At 70.1% G+C, this 15033-nt stretch carries 18 protein-coding genes and 3 pseudogenes; 7 read left to right on the top strand and 14 right to left on the bottom strand.

The features are described 5' to 3' along the window. Positions 1-89 precede the first annotated feature (89 nt). Complete coding sequence (locus AB0J12_RS37895) at positions 90-224, top strand: hypothetical protein (protein ID WP_363269343.1); 135 nt, start codon at positions 90-92, stop codon at positions 222-224. Between the two features lie 74 nt (positions 225-298). Here the strand turns inward: AB0J12_RS37895 and AB0J12_RS37890 are convergent, their stop codons facing one another. Continuing rightward, positions 299-733, bottom strand: a complete 435-nt coding sequence (locus AB0J12_RS37890; RefSeq protein ID WP_363269342.1) for a hypothetical protein — start codon at positions 731-733, stop codon at positions 299-301. Between the two features lie 80 nt (positions 734-813). Between AB0J12_RS37890 and AB0J12_RS37885 the strand changes: the two genes are divergently transcribed. Beyond that, entirely contained in the window at positions 814-1275 is a 462-nt protein-coding gene (locus AB0J12_RS37885) for a cupin domain-containing protein (protein ID WP_363269340.1), read from the top strand. Between the two features lie 73 nt (positions 1276-1348). Here the strand turns inward: AB0J12_RS37885 and AB0J12_RS37880 are convergent, their stop codons facing one another. From AB0J12_RS37880 to AB0J12_RS37835, 10 genes are all read right to left on the bottom strand, one after another. After that, the gene (locus AB0J12_RS37880; protein WP_363269339.1) at positions 1349-1765 is read right to left on the bottom strand and encodes a zinc-binding dehydrogenase; all 417 of its coding nucleotides are present in this window, start codon (positions 1763-1765) and stop codon (positions 1349-1351) included. Positions 1766-2141: 376 nt separating this feature from the next. After that, complete coding sequence (locus AB0J12_RS37875) at positions 2142-2330, bottom strand: hypothetical protein (RefSeq protein WP_363269338.1); 189 nt, start codon at positions 2328-2330, stop codon at positions 2142-2144. A 28-nt stretch (positions 2331-2358) separates the two neighbouring features. Then, on the bottom strand, positions 2359-2778 hold the full coding sequence (locus tag AB0J12_RS37870) for a cupin domain-containing protein (protein ID WP_363269336.1): 420 nt from the start codon (positions 2776-2778) through the stop codon (positions 2359-2361). A gap of 49 nt (positions 2779-2827) precedes the next feature. Beyond that, positions 2828-3805 carry an aldo/keto reductase gene (locus tag AB0J12_RS37865; protein ID WP_363269355.1) on the bottom strand — a complete coding sequence of 326 codons (978 nt, stop codon included), beginning with the start codon at positions 3803-3805 and terminating at the stop codon, positions 2828-2830. Positions 3806-3891: 86 nt separating this feature from the next. Further along, positions 3892-4860 carry an aldo/keto reductase gene (locus AB0J12_RS37860; RefSeq protein ID WP_363269335.1) on the bottom strand — a complete coding sequence of 323 codons (969 nt, stop codon included), beginning with the start codon at positions 4858-4860 and terminating at the stop codon, positions 3892-3894. Positions 4861-4950: 90 nt separating this feature from the next. Further along, on the bottom strand, positions 4951-5787 hold the full coding sequence (locus tag AB0J12_RS37855) for an SDR family oxidoreductase (RefSeq protein WP_363269332.1): 837 nt from the start codon (positions 5785-5787) through the stop codon (positions 4951-4953). 41 nt (positions 5788-5828) lie between these two features. Next, a complete protein-coding gene (locus AB0J12_RS37850) occupies positions 5829-6668 on the bottom strand; it encodes an SDR family oxidoreductase (RefSeq protein ID WP_363269331.1) in 840 nt (279 codons plus the stop codon). After that, on the bottom strand, positions 6665-7474 hold the full coding sequence (locus AB0J12_RS37845; RefSeq protein WP_363269329.1) for a carboxymuconolactone decarboxylase family protein: 810 nt from the start codon (positions 7472-7474) through the stop codon (positions 6665-6667). The genes AB0J12_RS37850 and AB0J12_RS37845 overlap by 4 nt, the downstream gene beginning before the upstream one ends. Continuing rightward, entirely contained in the window at positions 7471-8508 is a 1038-nt protein-coding gene (locus AB0J12_RS37840; protein ID WP_363269328.1) for an alcohol dehydrogenase catalytic domain-containing protein, read from the bottom strand. The genes AB0J12_RS37845 and AB0J12_RS37840 overlap by 4 nt, the downstream gene beginning before the upstream one ends. Positions 8509-8557: 49 nt before the next feature. Beyond that, positions 8558-8929, bottom strand: coding sequence for a DUF2255 family protein (locus AB0J12_RS37835; RefSeq protein WP_363269327.1), 372 nt, complete (start codon positions 8927-8929; stop codon positions 8558-8560). A gap of 270 nt (positions 8930-9199) precedes the next feature. Between AB0J12_RS37835 and AB0J12_RS37830 the strand changes: the two genes are divergently transcribed. Then, on the top strand, positions 9200-10090 hold the full coding sequence (locus AB0J12_RS37830) for a helix-turn-helix transcriptional regulator (protein ID WP_363269326.1): 891 nt from the start codon (positions 9200-9202) through the stop codon (positions 10088-10090). Between the two features lie 29 nt (positions 10091-10119). Here the strand turns inward: AB0J12_RS37830 and AB0J12_RS37825 are convergent. Next, a pseudogene (locus tag AB0J12_RS37825) lies at positions 10120-10503 on the bottom strand (hypothetical protein); the annotation flags it as partial. A 9-nt stretch (positions 10504-10512) separates the two neighbouring features. On the opposite strand from AB0J12_RS37825, the gene AB0J12_RS37820 reads away from it, so the two are divergent. Both AB0J12_RS37820 and AB0J12_RS37815 read left to right on the top strand, forming a co-directional pair. After that, on the top strand, positions 10513-11367 hold the full coding sequence (locus tag AB0J12_RS37820; RefSeq protein WP_363269325.1) for an aldo/keto reductase: 855 nt from the start codon (positions 10513-10515) through the stop codon (positions 11365-11367). A 19-nt stretch (positions 11368-11386) separates the two neighbouring features. Beyond that, positions 11387-12181, top strand: a complete 795-nt coding sequence (locus AB0J12_RS37815) for a hypothetical protein (RefSeq protein WP_363269324.1) — start codon at positions 11387-11389, stop codon at positions 12179-12181. Between the two features lie 696 nt (positions 12182-12877). Here the strand turns inward: AB0J12_RS37815 and AB0J12_RS37810 are convergent. Continuing rightward, positions 12878-13267, bottom strand: a complete 390-nt coding sequence (locus AB0J12_RS37810) for a hypothetical protein (RefSeq protein ID WP_363269322.1) — start codon at positions 13265-13267, stop codon at positions 12878-12880. A 445-nt stretch (positions 13268-13712) separates the two neighbouring features. Between AB0J12_RS37810 and AB0J12_RS37805 the strand changes: the two genes are divergently transcribed. After that, on the top strand, positions 13713-14516 hold the full coding sequence (locus AB0J12_RS37805) for a class I SAM-dependent methyltransferase (RefSeq protein ID WP_363269321.1): 804 nt from the start codon (positions 13713-13715) through the stop codon (positions 14514-14516). A gap of 151 nt (positions 14517-14667) precedes the next feature. Continuing rightward, a pseudogene (locus AB0J12_RS37800) lies at positions 14668-14790 on the top strand (IS5/IS1182 family transposase); the annotation flags it as partial. A gap of 28 nt (positions 14791-14818) precedes the next feature. On the opposite strand, the pseudogene AB0J12_RS37795 reads toward AB0J12_RS37800, so the two are convergent. Further along, positions 14819-15033, bottom strand: a pseudogene (locus tag AB0J12_RS37795) (hypothetical protein); the annotation flags it as partial.

Below are 15033 nucleotides of genomic sequence, written 5' to 3'. Positions count from 1 at the left end.
TTTCCGGGTGCACGCGCGTCGAACGACAGATCACAGCACGTGGCGCGTCTGCGGACGAACTCGAAGCCCTCGGCTTGCCCAGGTACGCCATGCTTCCAGTCGTGGTCTACCAGGCCATTCAGTACGACCAAGACGACAACGTCCTGGCGGCCACGACCACCGTCGTCCCTTCCCAGCATCCGACTCCCGAGGGCTGGCAGGTTTCGCCCCGGGGCGGTGACTGATCGCAGATAGGCAATGAACTGCCGCCTGTGTACTCGGTGTCCCTCGCCAAGGGAGTGCCGCGACCGCCCACGGGTCAGGCAGCCAGGGCGTCCCGCAAGTCGAGTACGGCGCGCTCGTGGTGGTGCTGAGCGGGGATCGCTTCGTACAGGTCCAGGGCGCGGCGGCGGACCAGGCCGGTGCGGTAGTCGCTGGGCAGCGCGGTCAGGGCGGCGACCGTACGGCGGCAGGCCTGCTCGGTGTCTCCGTTGTGATGGAAGCACGCCGCCGCGTCGATGTTCAGTAGGGTGCGCGTCATGGTGCTGGTCGGCGCGGACAGCTCCAAGGCGCGCTCTTGGCTGACGTGGGCGAGGCGGGTGTCCCCGAGCGTGGTGAAGGCGTGGCTGAGGTGGACGTGGTGCTTCTGTTCGCCGTACGTCAGCCACGTGTCCGACCGCTCGCCCTCGGGGAGCCGGTCCATGAGCGCGTCGGCGGCCTCGAGCGCGGCGCGGGCCTGCTCGCCTCGCGGCATGCCTGGGCGAGGACTTCCTCGCCCTGGCACTGCACCGCGAACACCGCCACGTACCCGGCGCGCTCAACGTCGCCGGACTGATGACCTGGGACGACCTCAACAACATCCTGGCCGCGCACCGGCTGGAGCCGCCGCGCATGCGGCTGTCCCGCGACGGCGAGACGCTGCTGGTCGGTGGATACACCGCCCCGATGGCCATGCGTCGGCACACCGTGTGGCACCGCCTCCACCCGGCCGAACTGCACGCCCGCCTCCGAGAGGGCGCCTCGCTCGCCCTGGACAGCGTCGACGAACTTCACCCGCCGATCGCCCGCCTCGCCGAAGCGGTCGAGCGCGACCTCCGTACTCGCGTGCAGGCCAACCTCTACGCCTCGTGGACCAGCACCGAGGGCTTCGGGGTTCACTGGGACGACCACGACACCGTCATCGTCCAGCTGGACGGCGCGAAGCGGTGGCGGATCTACGGCACGACCCGACCGGAAGCGCGTGGGTTCGCACAATCCTGGCCTCGAACAACGCAGAACCCGCGCGCGACACCGTAGTTAAGTGCGGTGCTGCGAGCGGGTTCTGTGGCAGTGCGACGCTCTCTGGCAGAGGCCTACGGGGCTCCGCCCCTCAGGGAACGGTGAGAACGATCTTTCCATGGGCCTGGTGGGAGCGAAGTCGTTCAGCGGCCGTGTCAGCGGTCTCGAAGGTCAGGGTGGTGTCGATCAGGGGCCGCACGCGTTCGTCGGCGATGGCGGGCAGTAGCTGCTCGCCGGCGGCCGTGATGACCGAACCGAGTTCGGCGGCCCGAGTGAAGCCGAAGGAAACTCCAGCGAGGCGCAGGTGCCGGTAGGACAGGGCGTCGAGGTCTATGGTGGTTTCGGCCGTGTCGAGGCGGCCGATGTTGACTACGGCACCGTCGACGCGGGTGGCGGGCAGGCAGGCCGCGAAGGTGGAACCACCGACGTGGTCAAGCACCACGTCGACGCCGTCGCCGCGGGTGGCGTCCAGAACTGCCTTCGTGAGGTCTTGTTCGTCGGTGGCCACGACCTTGTCGGCGCCGGCCCGCTTCAGCAGGTCGTGCTTGGCGGTCGAGCGGGTGGATGACCTGTCCGGCGCCCAGGGCCTTGGCGATCTGCACGCCGATCAAACCGATGCTGGAGGTGGCCCCGGTGATCAGCACCGACTGCCCGGCCCGGAATCCGCCGGTCATCAGGGCGCCGTGCTCGGTGAGCAGTCCGGTGGGCAGCGCGCACGCTACGCGGTAGCCGAGGCCGTCCGGGACGGGCAGGACGTGGCGGTGGTCGGCCAGGACGTACTGGGCGAAGCTTCCCGGGGCCGTGCCCATCACGCGGTCCCCGACAGCAGGGCTGTCCACGCCGTCGCCGACGGCCGTGACCCCGCCGGCGAACTCGTAACCCGCCTAGTACTCCTTGCCGGTGCCGCCGGAGGTGGGGTCGGCGTCGGCGAGCATGGAGGCGTCGGCGTTGTTCAGGGCGACCGCGCGGGCACGTACCACGACCTGCCCGGGTCCCGGCTGAGGTACGGGGACCTGGCGGCTGGTCCAGTCGGGGCCGGTGCCGCCGAACAGGGCGGTCATCGTCTCGGGCATGGGCGGCTCTTCCTTCGTGTCGTGCGGGTCACTGGCTGCGGGTGCGCGGGGCGTTGTACTGCTCGTCGGTGATGTGCTCCAGCCAGGTGGTCTCGGGCCGGTCGTCGTCGGGTGCAGTGGCGTCCCACAGGGCGAGGTGCTGCATGAAGTTGTCCTCGGTGGCGCCGTGCCAGTGCTCCTCGCCGGGCGGGCAGGTGACCGTCTCGCCGGGGTGGGCCTCGTAGACGACCCCGTCGCGGGTGCCGACCAGGGCGGTGCCGGCAACCACGTGGAGGGTCTGGCCCACCGCGTGGTGGTGCCAGGCAGTGCGGGCGCCGGGGGCGAAGCGCACCATGTTGGCGCGCAGGCGGGAGGGCTCGGTGCCGGCGTGGATGACGTCGAACCAGACGTCACCGTTGAACCACTCCTTGGGGCCCTTGCCGGTGGGCTGTGGCTTGACGAACTCCACGGGGTGCTCCTTGCTCTCGTGCGCGGGGTGGGCCGGGAAGGGATGCGGGTCAGCGTTCCAGCATGGCCAGGCCAGATTCGGTGTGGGTGTCGCCGGCGGCCGGGGGAAGGCTGGAGAGCTTGGTCAGCACCTCGGTGCTGAGCCGGAGGCCGTCAGCGGCGGTGTTCTCCTCGACCCGGAGCACGCGCTTGGTGCCGGGAATGGGGGCGATGTCGTCGCCCTGGGCCAGGAGCCAGGCGATGGCGACCTGCGCCGGCGTGGCATCGACCTGAGCGGCGATGGCCTGGACTTCGTCGGCAAGGGCCAGGTTGCGCTGGAAGTTCTCACCCGTGAAGCGCGGGTTGCCGCGCCGGAAGTCGCCCTCTTCGAAGTCGCTCTCCTTGCGGACGGTGCCGGTGAGGAAGCCGTGCCCGAGCGGGGCGAACGGCACCAGGCCGATGCCCAGTTCCCGCAGGACGGGCAGGACCCGGTCCTCGATCCCGCGGGTCCACAGCGAGTACTCGGACTGCACGGCGGTGACGGGGTGGACGGCGTGGGCGCGGCGGATGGTGTCCGGGCCGGCCTCGGACAAGCCGAAGTAGCGGACCTTGCCCTCAGTGACCAGCTCGGCGACGGCGCCGGCGGTCTCCTCGATCGGCGTGTTCGGGTCGACGCGGTGCTGGTAGTACAGGTCGATGTGGTCGGTACCGAGGCGCTTGAGGGAGCCTTCGACGGAGGCGCGGATGTTGGCGGGGGTGGAGTTGAGGTTCCAGGCGCCGGCGCCGCCGTGGTCGATCATGCCGAACTTGGTGGCGAGGACGGCCTGGTCGCGGCGGCCCTTGAGGGCTTGTCCGACGAGGTCTTCGTTGATGTAGGGGCCGTAGATTTCGGCGGTGTCGATGAGGGTGACGCCGAGGTCGAGGGCGCGGTGGATGGTGCGGATGGATTCCGCGTCGTTGCTTCCGGCACCGGTCAGGCCGTGGGACATGCCCATCGCCCCCAGGCCGATCCGGGAGACCTCCAGGTCACCCAGCTTGATGTGCTTCATGGCTTCGTGCTCAGGCTTGACGAACTGCACGGTGGTTCCTTGCCGTGATCGGGTGTGTGGGTGGGGAGTGTCGGTCGGGTGTGGTGTCAGCGTTCCAGGGTGCGCAGTCCGGCTTCGTTGTGGGTGTCGCCGGCGGCTGGGGTGAGGTTGCCCAGGCGCTTCAGCTGCTCGTCGGTGAGGTGGAGCCGGTCGGCGGCGAGGTTCTCCTCCAGGCGGGAGACTCGCTTGGTGCCGGGGATGGGGGCGATGTCGTCGCCCTGCGCAAGGAGCCAGGCGATGGCGACCTGTGCGGCAGTGGCGTCGGCCTGGGTGGCGATGGCCTGGACCTCGTCGAGGATGCGCAGGTTCTGCTGGAAGTTCTCGGCGGTGAAGCGGGGATTGTTGCGCCGCCAGGCATCGTCGAAGTCGTCGAGGGAGCGGATGGTGCCGGTGAGGAAGCCGTGGCCGAGCGGGGAGTACGGCACGAAGCCGATGCCCAGTTCCCGCAGGACGGGCAGGACCTCGGTCTCGGGGTTGCGTGTCCACAGTGAGTATTCGGACTGCACCGCGGTGACGGGGTGGACGGCGTGGGCGCGACGGATGGTGTCCGGGCCGGCCTCGGACAGCCCGATGTGGCGGATCTTGCCTTCGCTGACAAGTTCGGCCAGGGTGGCGACGGTGTCCTCGATGGGTGTGGCGGGGTCGACGCGGTGCTGGTAGCACAGGTCGATGTGGTCGATTCCCAGGCGGGTCAGGGAGCCTTCGACGGCGGCTCGTACGCTGGCCGGGCTCGAGTCGAGGGTGTCGCGGCCGGAGTGGGAGATCATGCCGAACTTGGTGGCCACGACGACCTGGTCGCGGCGGTCCTTGACGGCGCGGCCGACGAGTTCCTCGTTGGTGTAGGGGCCGTAGACCTCTGCGGTGTCCACCAGCGTGACGCCCAGATCGAGGGCGCGGTGGATGGTGCGGATCGACTCCGCTTCGTCCAAATCCTGGGTGCCGTAGACGCCGGTCATCGTCATGGCGCCCAGTCCGATGCGGGCGACGTCCAGTTCGCCCAGGCGGATGTGCTTCATCAGGCGTCTCGCATTCTGTCTGTGCCGTCGGGACCCAGGAGGCCCCGAGGGGGTGTTGGGCCCGACAGCTCGGCTGGGGTGCGGGGTGGGTCAGTTGCCGCCGACGGTGAGGTGGCCGGTGGCGAGGGTGGCGATGACGCCGCCGTCCATGAGGAGGTCGGAGCCGGTGATGAAGGCGGCGTCCGGTCCGAGGAGGAACGCGGCGACGGCGGCAACCTCGTCGGCGGTGCCGACGCGGCCGGCGGCGCTGGCCTCGATCATCTTCTGGTAGCCGGCGGCGCCGGGGCCGCTCATCTCGTCACGGGCGAGGGGGGTGAGGATGATGCCGGGACTGACGGAGTTGACGCGGGCGCCGCGCTGGCCCCAGGTGACGGCGGCGGCCTGGACGCGCAGGTGGTTCGCTCGTTTGGCCAGCGCATAGGCGGGACCGGAGTCCTTCACGGCCGCCACGAACGGCAGGTCCAGGAGAGCGTCGGTCGGGGTGAGGGCGAGATCGCGTTCCTGTTCCGAGGTGAGCGGAGCCAGGCCCGACATGTGCCCGGCCATGCTGGAGACGGTCAGCCCCGCACCGCCCGGGGCGATCACCTTGGCGAATTCCTCCAGCACGAGAGCGACGCCCGCCAGGTCGACGGCAAGGATCGCCTCGGCGGGAGCCTGAATGGGGGAGAGTCCCGCGGTGTTGACGACCTGCTGGACACTGCCGAGACCGGCTGCGGTCTGCGCGAGGGCGTGCACCGACTCCCGGGAGGAGATGTCGACGCTCTGGGTGGCGACCGTGTGGCCTGCGTCCTTGAGCGCCTTCGCGGCGGATTGCAGTGCGCTCTCGTTGTGGTCCGCGAGCAGGACGGTGCGTCCGGGCCCTTGGCGGCGGGCGATGGCCTGACCGATACCGCCGGCGCCGATGGTAACGAGGACGTCGGTGTTCATGCTGATCTCCTGGCTATGAGGTGGGTGAGGCGCGGGAGGGGTCATTCTCCGGGCGGGAAGTCCGTGGAGGTGGCCAGGTCGCGCTGTGCTTCGAAGTCCTCGATCCGCTTGCGCAGTACGCCGAGGGTGGCGTCCAGGGCCTGGGAGCCGAGCACCATCCGCAAGGGCGCCGGTTCGGTGTCGGCGGATTCGATGATGCGGCCGGCCATGCGCTGCGGGTCCCCGGGGGCGAGGCCGTTGGTAGGGTCGAGCATCGCCCGGAAGGCATGCGCGGGGTTGCCGTCGTAGGCGTCGATCGCCTCGGCGACCTGGGCGCTGCCGTAGCGGAACTCGGTGCGCGCGCCGCCGGGCTCCACGATGGTCACCCCGATGCCGAACGGAGCGACCTCCTGGGCGACCGCTTCGGCGAACCCTTCCACGCCCCACTTGGTGGCGTGGTACATCGAGTTGCCGGGGAAGGCGACCTGCCCGCCGTAGGTCGACATCTGGATGATGCGGCCACCGCCCTGGGCGTGCAGGTGCGGCAGCGCCGAGCGGATCAGGGCGATCGAGCCGGTGAGGTTGGTGGCGATGATCTGCTCGACCTGCGCATCGGAGATCTCCTCGGCCGCGCCGAACAGGCCGTAGCCGGCGTTGGAGACGATCACGTCGATGCGGCCGGCGGCGAACGCGGCGTCCACCGTCTTGCGGACGGCAGCGGTGTCGGTGACGTCTAGGATCTCCGGGCGGAACGTGTCGGGATACTGCTCGGTCAGGTCCGCCACCTTGTCCAGGTTGCGGACGGTCCCGATGACCGTATCTCCGCGCTGAAGGAGCTGGGTGGTCAGTGCGTGGCCGAAGCCGCTACTGACACCGGTGATGAGCCAGGTACGGGTGGTCATGCGTCGGCCTTCTTCGCGGTCGGGGCGCCATCGGCCGACGCGGCGGCGACGGCGTCGACGGCGGCCAGGGCGTTGAGGGTGCGGGGGTAGCCGATGAACGGCAGCAGCCCGGTCAGGACGGCGAGAAGAGTGGCGCGGGTGTTGCCGGCGTTCAGGTTGGCGGCGACGTGTCCCTTGACCTGGGCGTCGGCGCCGCCGAGCGCGGCGAGCATGGCGAACGTGAGCAGTTCCCGGGTGGGGGCGTCGAGGCCGGTGCGGGTGTAGTGGTCGCCGAAGCAGTTGCCACTGAGGAACCGCTGGATGTGCTGCTCGTCGGCAGGGGCGTTCGCGTACATCGCGTCCACCGCTTGGTCGCCGACGATCTGCTTCTGGACCGCCAGGCCCTGCTTCATCCGGGTGTCCGGGCCGGTGGTGGACTGCCCTTTCAGGGGCAGTTCGATGCCGCGGTCGGTGAGTACCTCGTTGGTGGCGTGCAGGAAGTCGAAGACCCGGGCCATGCCGGCGTACGGAACCGCCTGGTAGACGATCTCCTTCGCCGCGACCGGGGTGACGCCGACGGTGAGGGCGGCGCCGAGCATCACCCGGTACTCGGCGAGGGCGCCGACGGCGATCATCGCCGCGAGCTGCATCATCAGCCGGGTGGGCTCCGGCAGCTCCTGCGTGTGCTGCAGGACCTCGTCGAAGGCGAAGTTGTCGAAGTACTCGATCAGCTCCGGGTCGGTGACGGCGAGGGTGGAGACGTGGCCGGGAAAGAGCCGCTCGTGCGCGGCGCAGGCGGCGGCGTTCGGCTTGCGGCCGGCACTCACGGGCGGACCACGACCTTGAGGTTGGTGCGGTCGTCCATGGCCTTGTACGCCTCGGCGACCTGGTCCAGGGAGACCTCGGCGTCGAACACCCGGCCCGGGTCGATCCGGCCGGCGAGCACGTCGGCGATCGCGGGCTCCAGGTAGGCGCGCACCGGGGCGGGCCCGCCGGTCAGGCCCGCGTTCTTCCCGAACAGTGACCCGAAGCCCACTGGGGCCTGCTCGTACTGCGGGACACCGACGCGGGAGATGATCCCGCCAGGGCGCACGACGCCGTACGCCTGCTCATACGCGGGCATGAGCCCGACGGCCTCCAGCACCACGTGGGAGCCCTCGCCGCCGGTCAGGTCCATCACCTTGGCGATGCCCTCCTCGCCGCGCTCGGCGACGACGTCGGTGGCCCCCCACTCCTTGCCGAGGTCGGTGCGGGAGGTGTGCCGCCCCATCAGGATGATCTTCTCCGCACCCATCCTGCGCGAAGCCAACACCGCAGACAGGCCCACCGCGCCGTCGCCGATCACCGTGACGGTCTTGCCCGCCTCGACGCGGCCCATATGGGCGGCGTGGTAGCCGGTGAGGTAGACGTCGCTCAGGGCGAGCAGCGAGGGCAGGAGGGCCGGGTCGACGTCCGTGGGGATCTTGACCAGGGTGCCGTCGGCCTGGGGGACGCGGATGGCCTCGGCTTGTGCGCCCCCGACGCCGCCGGCGCCGTACCAGCCGCCGTGGGGGCAGGCGGTGTGGAAGCCGTCGCGGCAGATCGGACAGGTGTTGTCGGCGAACGCGAACGGGGAGACAACGAAGTCACCGCGCTGGAGCCCGCGGACCTCGGAGCCGGTCTCCTCCACCACACCGAGAAACTCGTGCCCCATCGGCGCACCCTGGTCGGTCTTGTCCATCGAGTGATACGGGTGCAGGTCGGAGCCGCAGACACACGCCAGGGCGATCCGGACGATTGCGTCGGTGGGGTCGACGATCTTCGGGTCGGGGACGTCCTCGACACGGACGTCGCCGGGGCCGTACATGAGGGTGGCACGCATGGAAGTCTTGCCTTTCGTGGCTGTCGGTAATGCAGCGCTGGCGGGGTAATCAGCGCGGTTCGAGGCGCAGGGTGGAGGCGCGGGCCCGGTCGGTCAGGACGTGCTCGACGATGCTCGTGTAGTGCCCGTACTTCTCCCGGTAGGCGGCGTCCACGCCCGGGTACTCGTCGGGTCCGGCCGGGTGGAAGGTGACGTCCCGGTGGACGCCCCCGGCCTGGATACGACCCTGATGGCGGGACTGCGTGCCCCGGTACCAGGGGCCGTCGGTGCCCTTGACCGAGCGGACGTACAGCTGGTCGCCGGAGCGGACCACCCACATCGTCACCGCCTCGCGCAGGGTGCCGTTGGACCGTTCGGATGCCAGGTCCAGCTCCTCGGCCGCGGCGATCTTCTCCAGATCTGTGCCGTTCCAGTCCGTCATCGTCAGTCCCTTCCGCTGTATAAGGCCAGGTGGCGCCCTTCTGACCGGCCGTGTCGCCGTACACCACGTCCACCGTTCCCCGCACGCCAGGAGCACGCCATCCGAACGGGTACGGGGCGGGGAACCCTCGGACACGGTGCAACACCATCAACCGTGCCCCCTTACAGCCGCCGCAGGCAGGCCGAGCTGTGCGAGGGGGTAGCCAGCGGGGGTGTGACAGGGCCCCCCTCAGCGCGCATGTCGCACCGACGGCGGAGAGACACTGGCGGTATGGCACCTGAGCAGCACAGCAGCGGCGAAGAGCTGGCACGCTTCCTGCGCGCCCGCCGCACCCAGACCAGCCCCCAGTCCGCCGGACTCACCCCGGGCCCGGGCGTGCGCCGCACTCCAGGACTGCGGCGCGAGGAGCTGGCCACGCTCGCCGGGGTCAGCATCGACTACTACACCCGCATGGAACGCGGCAAGGAGACCCGCCCCAGCCCCGCCGTGATCGACGCGCTCGCCCGCGCCCTCCAGCTCGACGACGCCGAACACCAGCACCTGCGCGACCTCGCCGTCCGCGCCGCCCGCTACGCACCCCAAGCCGCCCCCGCCCCCAGCCGCACCGTGCGCCCGCCCCTGAAACTGCTGCTGGAAACCGTGCGCCCGAACCCGGCGTACGTCGTCAGCCGCAGTATGGATGTCCTCGCCCATAACCCCGGCGGACTCGCCCTGTACCCCGGCCTGGCGGACTGGCCAGCCGCACAGCGCAACCTCGGCCGCTACCTCTTCCTCCACCCCGCCGCGCGCGAGGTCTTCCCTGACTGGGACAACCAGATTCGGCACTGCGTCTCGCGCCTGCGCGCCCTGGCCGGCACCGACCCCGACGCCCCCGACCTCACCCAGCTCGTCGGCGAGCTACTCCTGAAGAGCCCCGACTTCGCCAAGCTCTGGGACCGCTACGACGTCACCGGCCGCAAGATCACCACCAAAACCTTCCAGCATCCCCAGGTCGGCAAGATCACCCTCGACTTCCAAGGCATGGCCCTCGAAGGCACCCCCGGCCACCGACTCGGCGTCTACACCGCCCAGCCCGGCACCCCCGACCACGACGCCATGCTCCTGCTCGACATGACCGCCCCCCACACCGCCGCGCCGGCCCCGTCCCAGCAGAAACGGTAGCCGCGGAACATGAACCCTTGACGAGGGCTTTAGCGGGGTAGCTTGGTGGTTCGTTCGGGGTGGGCGGTGGTGACGTAGCGCATGGCGGTCTGCTCGGTGATGCCGAACAGGCGCATCAGCCGGAGAGGGTCGGCGCTTTCGGCAGCTTCGTTGAGGATGCGGTCCTGTCTCAGGCCGCTCAGCGTCAGCCCGCGGGGAAGGGCTCCGCTCAGGGTGCCGATGCTGACGGCCGGGTGGTCGGGATCGACCGCAGTTTTCTGGCTGACCAGCAGGTGGGGGTTGGACGAGGCCGGCCAGCGTCGGTGGCGGTAGGTCGTCCAGTCGGCGGCGAGCTGGTGGGTGAGTTCTTCCAGGTAGAGGGTGTGCCGCAGCAGACCTCGCCGGACTTCGAGTGTGCCGCGAGAGAGATTTAAGCCCGTGGTGTGAATGCGGCTGCCTCCGGTGCGCAGTGGATCGACACCGCCCCCAACTACGCCACCGGCCGCGCGCAGAAACTGCTCGCCCCAGCCCTGGCCGCCCACCCGTCACTGCGGGTCTCCACGAAGGCCGGCTACTTCACCGTGGCCACCGGTGCCGAAGCCGTGAACGCCGGTGCCCTCACCGAGGACCAGGCTCCGGCCGGACACAGCCTCGCCCCGGACTACGTGCGCTGGCAGATCGCCCGCAACCGCGAGCAACTCGGGCGCGACGCGCTGGACCTGGTCCTGCTACACAACCCCGAGCGTGCACACACCGGCGACCGCCCCGCCCTGCACCACGCGATCCGGAACGCGTTCGCCGTCCTGGAAGAAGCCGCGGCGGCTGGGCACGTGACCGGGTACGGCATCGCCACGTGGGCGGGCCTCGAGGAAGAGGTCTTCACGGTGGGGGAGCTGCTCGCCCTGGCCGCCGAAGCCGCCGGCGGGCAGCGTCACCACCTGGTCGCGGTCCAGTTGCCCGTCAGCCTGGTGATGATGACGCCGCTTGCGCAGGCCCTTCACGGCCGGGGCTCACTCCCGGCCGCCGCCGGCGCGGGGCTGCGGGTGATGGCCTCCGCCCCGCTGCACGGCGGTGAGCTGCCCGGCATGGTCGGCCAGGAGCTCGCCGACCTCATCCGGCCGGGCCTGACCCCCGCACAGGCGTGCGTTCTGGCGGTCGCGTCATGCCCAGGAGTGACGGACGTCCTCATCGCCGCTTCCAGTGCGCCACACTGGAGGGAGGCGGCCGACGCCGTCGCTCAACCCTCCCTGACCGCCGCCAAGTTGCGGGAGATCACTGGTGTACTCGCCTCCGCCTGACCCGGACACCGAGCGCCGCATGCGCGCCCACCACGCCCGCGCGGCGAAGGCCCTGGACGTGCAGACCGAGCCGGGCGGGGAGTTCTGGGGATGGGCCGGGCGCACCCTGGGTGCCCCGGCCCGCACCGCCACCGGCGCCCCGGCGTGGTTGCGGCTGGTGTCCGCGCCGGAGGGCAAGGCGTCGGGGAAGTTGTGGGACGGCACCCTCGATGCCCAGCACGTCTTCGGCGATCTCGACGGGCACCGGCCCGCCCTCTTGGCCGTCCACGACGCCGTCGACGACGGCACCGCCTACCGGGCGGAGCTGTCGGTGCGCGTCGATGAGCCGGTCCTGTCCGACGACCCGATCCTCCGGCACGACCTCCAGCTGCCGGACTCCTGGTGGGCCGACCTCGCCGGGACGCTGGCGAAGGTGTCGGCCGTCGACACCGACCGCGTTGCCGTACGACAGCAGTACATGGACCGGGCGATCCCCCAGTTCGTCGGCATCCCGGCACCCGCCGCCATCTGCTGGACCACCGCCCACTCCGACGTGCACTGGGCCAACCTCACCGAGCCCCTCCGGATCTTGGACTGGGAGGGATGGGGCCAAGCTCCGGAGGGGTTCGACGCCGCCACCCTCTACGCCTACACGCTGCTCCAGCCCGACACCGCCGCCCGCCTCCGCACCGTCTTCCCGATCCTGGGCAGCCCGGCCGGCCTCGCCGCCGAAGCAACCGTGTGCGCCCAACTGCTCCAGACCGTGGCCCGCGGTGACAACCTCGCCCTCGAAGACCAGCTCCGCACCTGGGCAGAGGAACTGCGCCACCGCTGAAGAGGGCGCTGAGGAACACCGGCAGGTCCGTCATGGCCGGGGCGACCACGAACCCCGACCACGAACCCCGACCATGAGGCCGACCACGCCCCCACCCATGCCGCGCGCAGCCCCGACCACGGCAGGTCAGCGCCTTCAAGGGCGTGTGCATACTGCTGGTCATGACGTCTGCGCTCGCCACCCGCATCAACGCGATATCCGTGGCGCTGGCGGCGTGCTGGGCGGGCTTCGGAGCTTTCCTGGGCTTTCTCCTGGGCGGCTGGTGGGTGGCCGCGACCGGGGCGGGTGTAGCCGGCCTGGGCGCGGGAGCCGGGCTCTTCTTCTACCGCCGCGGCGTGATGGCTTCCCGGCGAGCCGCCGAAACAAGGGGGCACACGGAAGGAACCGCCGACGCGGTCCTGATGGGCATTGCGCTGTACCACGCCGCAGTCTTTCCGCTCACCCCTGACGGAGTGAACGAAGAAGAACAACAGGCCCGACGCACCGTCGCCTACCGGCTTGCCGCCTACGACGGCCTGCCCCGCGCGGTTCGGGTGGCGGCTGCCGCAGCGCTGGAGGCCATCGACGAAGGCCAGGACACCGAACGCGCCCAGGCAGCGGTCAAGGCCCTTACTCTCACGGTCTACGACTGCCGCGCCGACCGCCGACGCACCCAACTGGCGGGAGAGGCGACGTGGACGCAGCCGAGCTCGGGCGTCAGCGCGGTGGCGCCGTCATGCGAGGAACGTCGCCGGGGGAGAGGTCAAGGCGGGCACGGTGCAGGCGTGCGGGGTGGCGCCACCGGCCGGAGGCATCGCGGGCGACATCGACGCCGACCTCGACCACCAGCTCAGGTTCCACCAGCGTGACGTCCAGCGTCTCCCGGCTGCCCCACCCGGCGGAAAACGACCAGCCCGTCCACGGATGACCGCGCCGGGCCAGATCGAGTAGCCCGGCGACCGCGCTGCTCACGGCCTGGGCGAGAGTGGTGGTGCGGCCGGTGTACTGCAGACGGCCATGGTCGTCGTACCTGCCGAGCAGCAGACTGCTCGGCGCGGCAAGGGAACCGGTGATCGCGCCGACGATCGCCTCTGTGGTCTCGCGCACCTACTGGCGAAGAGGCAGTATTCGATTCATGCACTATTCGTGCAGCGGACCGCGGCGGACGGTGCGCACCGCCCGCTGTACGCCGATGCGGGAGCTACTGACGAGCCTTCAGAGGCCGTTGCCCAGGCCCCGGTATCCGCCCTCTGGTGCGTCGTAGGAGAACCTGTATCCGGCGAAGTCGGCGAGATGGACGTAGCCGCTGTGCCTACAGCGCTCCGCAGTAAACGCGCGCTTGCCGGCCGCGGTCCCCATCGTGGCCGATGGGGCGCCGGTGGAGTGGGGACCTGCGGCGGTCCGGCGTGCCGCGGTTTCCCACGAAATCCGGTGGAGTCCCAGCGGCCGGAAGTGGTTGGGTCCTGCTCAATGCTTCGCTGACACGGCCCGTCACAGTGCGAGGCGCAAGGTCCGAATCTCAGGTGCGGCCTAGCCCGCGTGTCGTCGAGTGATGGAGGTTATCGTGGTGGCTGGTTATGGGGCACTTTCCGACGTATACGAGTGGCTGATCGGGGACGACAGGTTGACCCCCGCCAATGCAGCCGCGGTTTACTACAGCGATGTCGTGGGCTCTCTGCCGCCCAACGCGCGCGTCCTCGACTGCGCGTGTGGAACCGGCCAGCTTGCCGTCGGTCTCGCGAGTCTTGGCCTTGACGTGGTCGCCGCAGACGCCAGCAATGGGATGGTTCGCCGGACCGAGAAGGCCGCCGACGAGCAGGGTGTCTCGCTTCGAGCCCTCCGCGCGAGCTGGGACGAGCTGCCCGACCACCTGGAGGACTCCACGTTCGATCTGGTGTTCTGCGTCGGCAACTCGCTCGGGCACGCTGAGGGCGCAGCCGGGCGCCTAACCGCACTGGAAGCGATGTCGCGGCTGCTGAATCCGGGCGGACGCCTTGTGCTCCACTCACGCAACTGGGAGCTCGTTCGCTCCGCCGGCTCACGGGTAGACGTCCGCGATCGACTCATCCGCCGCGACGACCGAGATGCGGTCGTCAGCTACTACTGGCAGATCGAGCAGTGCTGGGAGCAGGAACACTTCCTTGAGATCGTGGTCGCCCAGATCGAGCCGGATGGGGCAGTGCGGGCTTGCTCGGAGCGGTTGTCCATCTGGCCCTACCGGTACGAGGATCTCGTGGCTCAGTTGCGGAGTGTCGGGCTCACGGTGCAGTCCACCACCTTCGACCCCGAGAGCGATGGATACCTGGTGGTCGCCAGCCGCGATCAGACGCGAGGCACGTCTGAGCCGGCACCCTGATCCGCGTTTCGTTGTTTCCGGCCTGCCGGCTCGCGGCCGCCTGCAGTGGGTTTTTCGCGAAGTGTCAGCGCTTGAGGCGGTCGCTGCGGGTGCGGTCCTCGCCGCTCTGGCTGCGGACCTGCGGCCCGCGGGCTGCACCGCCTCCACCAAGCATTCGATCCTGGACGGCACGTTGCTGCCGATCGACCGAATCGCGGCCGACTGGCCCTTCTGCTCTGGGAAGCATGAGAAGCACGGCATGAACGTGCAGATCATCACCGATCCCGCCGGGCGTCCTATCGTTGCCTGATGCACACACCCCATCAACTCGTTTGGTGCGGGTGCGGGTGCGGGCGGGTCGCGGCCAGGTAGTCGGACCAGTTCTCGCCGGTCATGGCTGCGAAGCGTTCCGCGGTTCTGGGCTGGATGCCGATCAAGTCGGCGAGCACGACGGGTGGCAGGTCGGCGAGCGCTTGCATCATGGCCGTGTTCCGGGCTGCGCGGGCGGGCAGGCCGTAGCGCTTGAGTTTGTCGGACA

The sequence above is a fragment of the Streptomyces sp. NPDC049915 genome, from assembly GCF_040656475.1.
Classification (GTDB): Bacteria; Actinomycetota; Actinomycetes; order Streptomycetales; family Streptomycetaceae; genus Streptomyces.
This window is presented reverse-complemented; position numbering and strand designations above follow the sequence as displayed.

Bases quoted from the DNA above. Each gene is read 5' to 3' on its own strand.
- AB0J12_RS37885 (WP_363269340.1), top strand. From the start codon at position 814: ATGACCTGGGACGACCTCAACAACATCCTGGCCGCGCACCGGCTGGAG.
- AB0J12_RS37815 (WP_363269324.1), top strand. From the start codon at position 11,387: ATGCGCGCCCACCACGCCCGCGCGGCGAAGGCCCTGGACGTGCAGACC.
- AB0J12_RS37840 (WP_363269328.1), bottom strand. From the start codon at position 8,508: ATGCGTGCCACCCTCATGTACGGCCCCGGCGACGTCCGTGTCGAGGAC.
- AB0J12_RS37895 (WP_363269343.1), top strand. From the start codon at position 90: ATGCTTCCAGTCGTGGTCTACCAGGCCATTCAGTACGACCAAGACGAC.
- AB0J12_RS37850 (WP_363269331.1), bottom strand. From the start codon at position 6,668: ATGACCACCCGTACCTGGCTCATCACCGGTGTCAGTAGCGGCTTCGGC.
- AB0J12_RS37890 (WP_363269342.1), bottom strand. From the start codon at position 733: ATGCCGCGAGGCGAGCAGGCCCGCGCCGCGCTCGAGGCCGCCGACGCG.
- AB0J12_RS37865 (WP_363269355.1), bottom strand. From the start codon at position 3,805: ATGAAGCACATCAAGCTGGGTGACCTGGAGGTCTCCCGGATCGGCCTG.
- AB0J12_RS37860 (WP_363269335.1), bottom strand. From the start codon at position 4,860: ATGAAGCACATCCGCCTGGGCGAACTGGACGTCGCCCGCATCGGACTG.
- AB0J12_RS37830 (WP_363269326.1), top strand. From the start codon at position 9,200: ATGGCACCTGAGCAGCACAGCAGCGGCGAAGAGCTGGCACGCTTCCTG.
- AB0J12_RS37875 (WP_363269338.1), bottom strand. From the start codon at position 2,330: ATGCCCGAGACGATGACCGCCCTGTTCGGCGGCACCGGCCCCGACTGG.
- AB0J12_RS37855 (WP_363269332.1), bottom strand. From the start codon at position 5,787: ATGAACACCGACGTCCTCGTTACCATCGGCGCCGGCGGTATCGGTCAG.
- AB0J12_RS37805 (WP_363269321.1), top strand. From the start codon at position 13,713: ATGGAGGTTATCGTGGTGGCTGGTTATGGGGCACTTTCCGACGTATAC.
- AB0J12_RS37835 (WP_363269327.1), bottom strand. From the start codon at position 8,929: ATGACGGACTGGAACGGCACAGATCTGGAGAAGATCGCCGCGGCCGAG.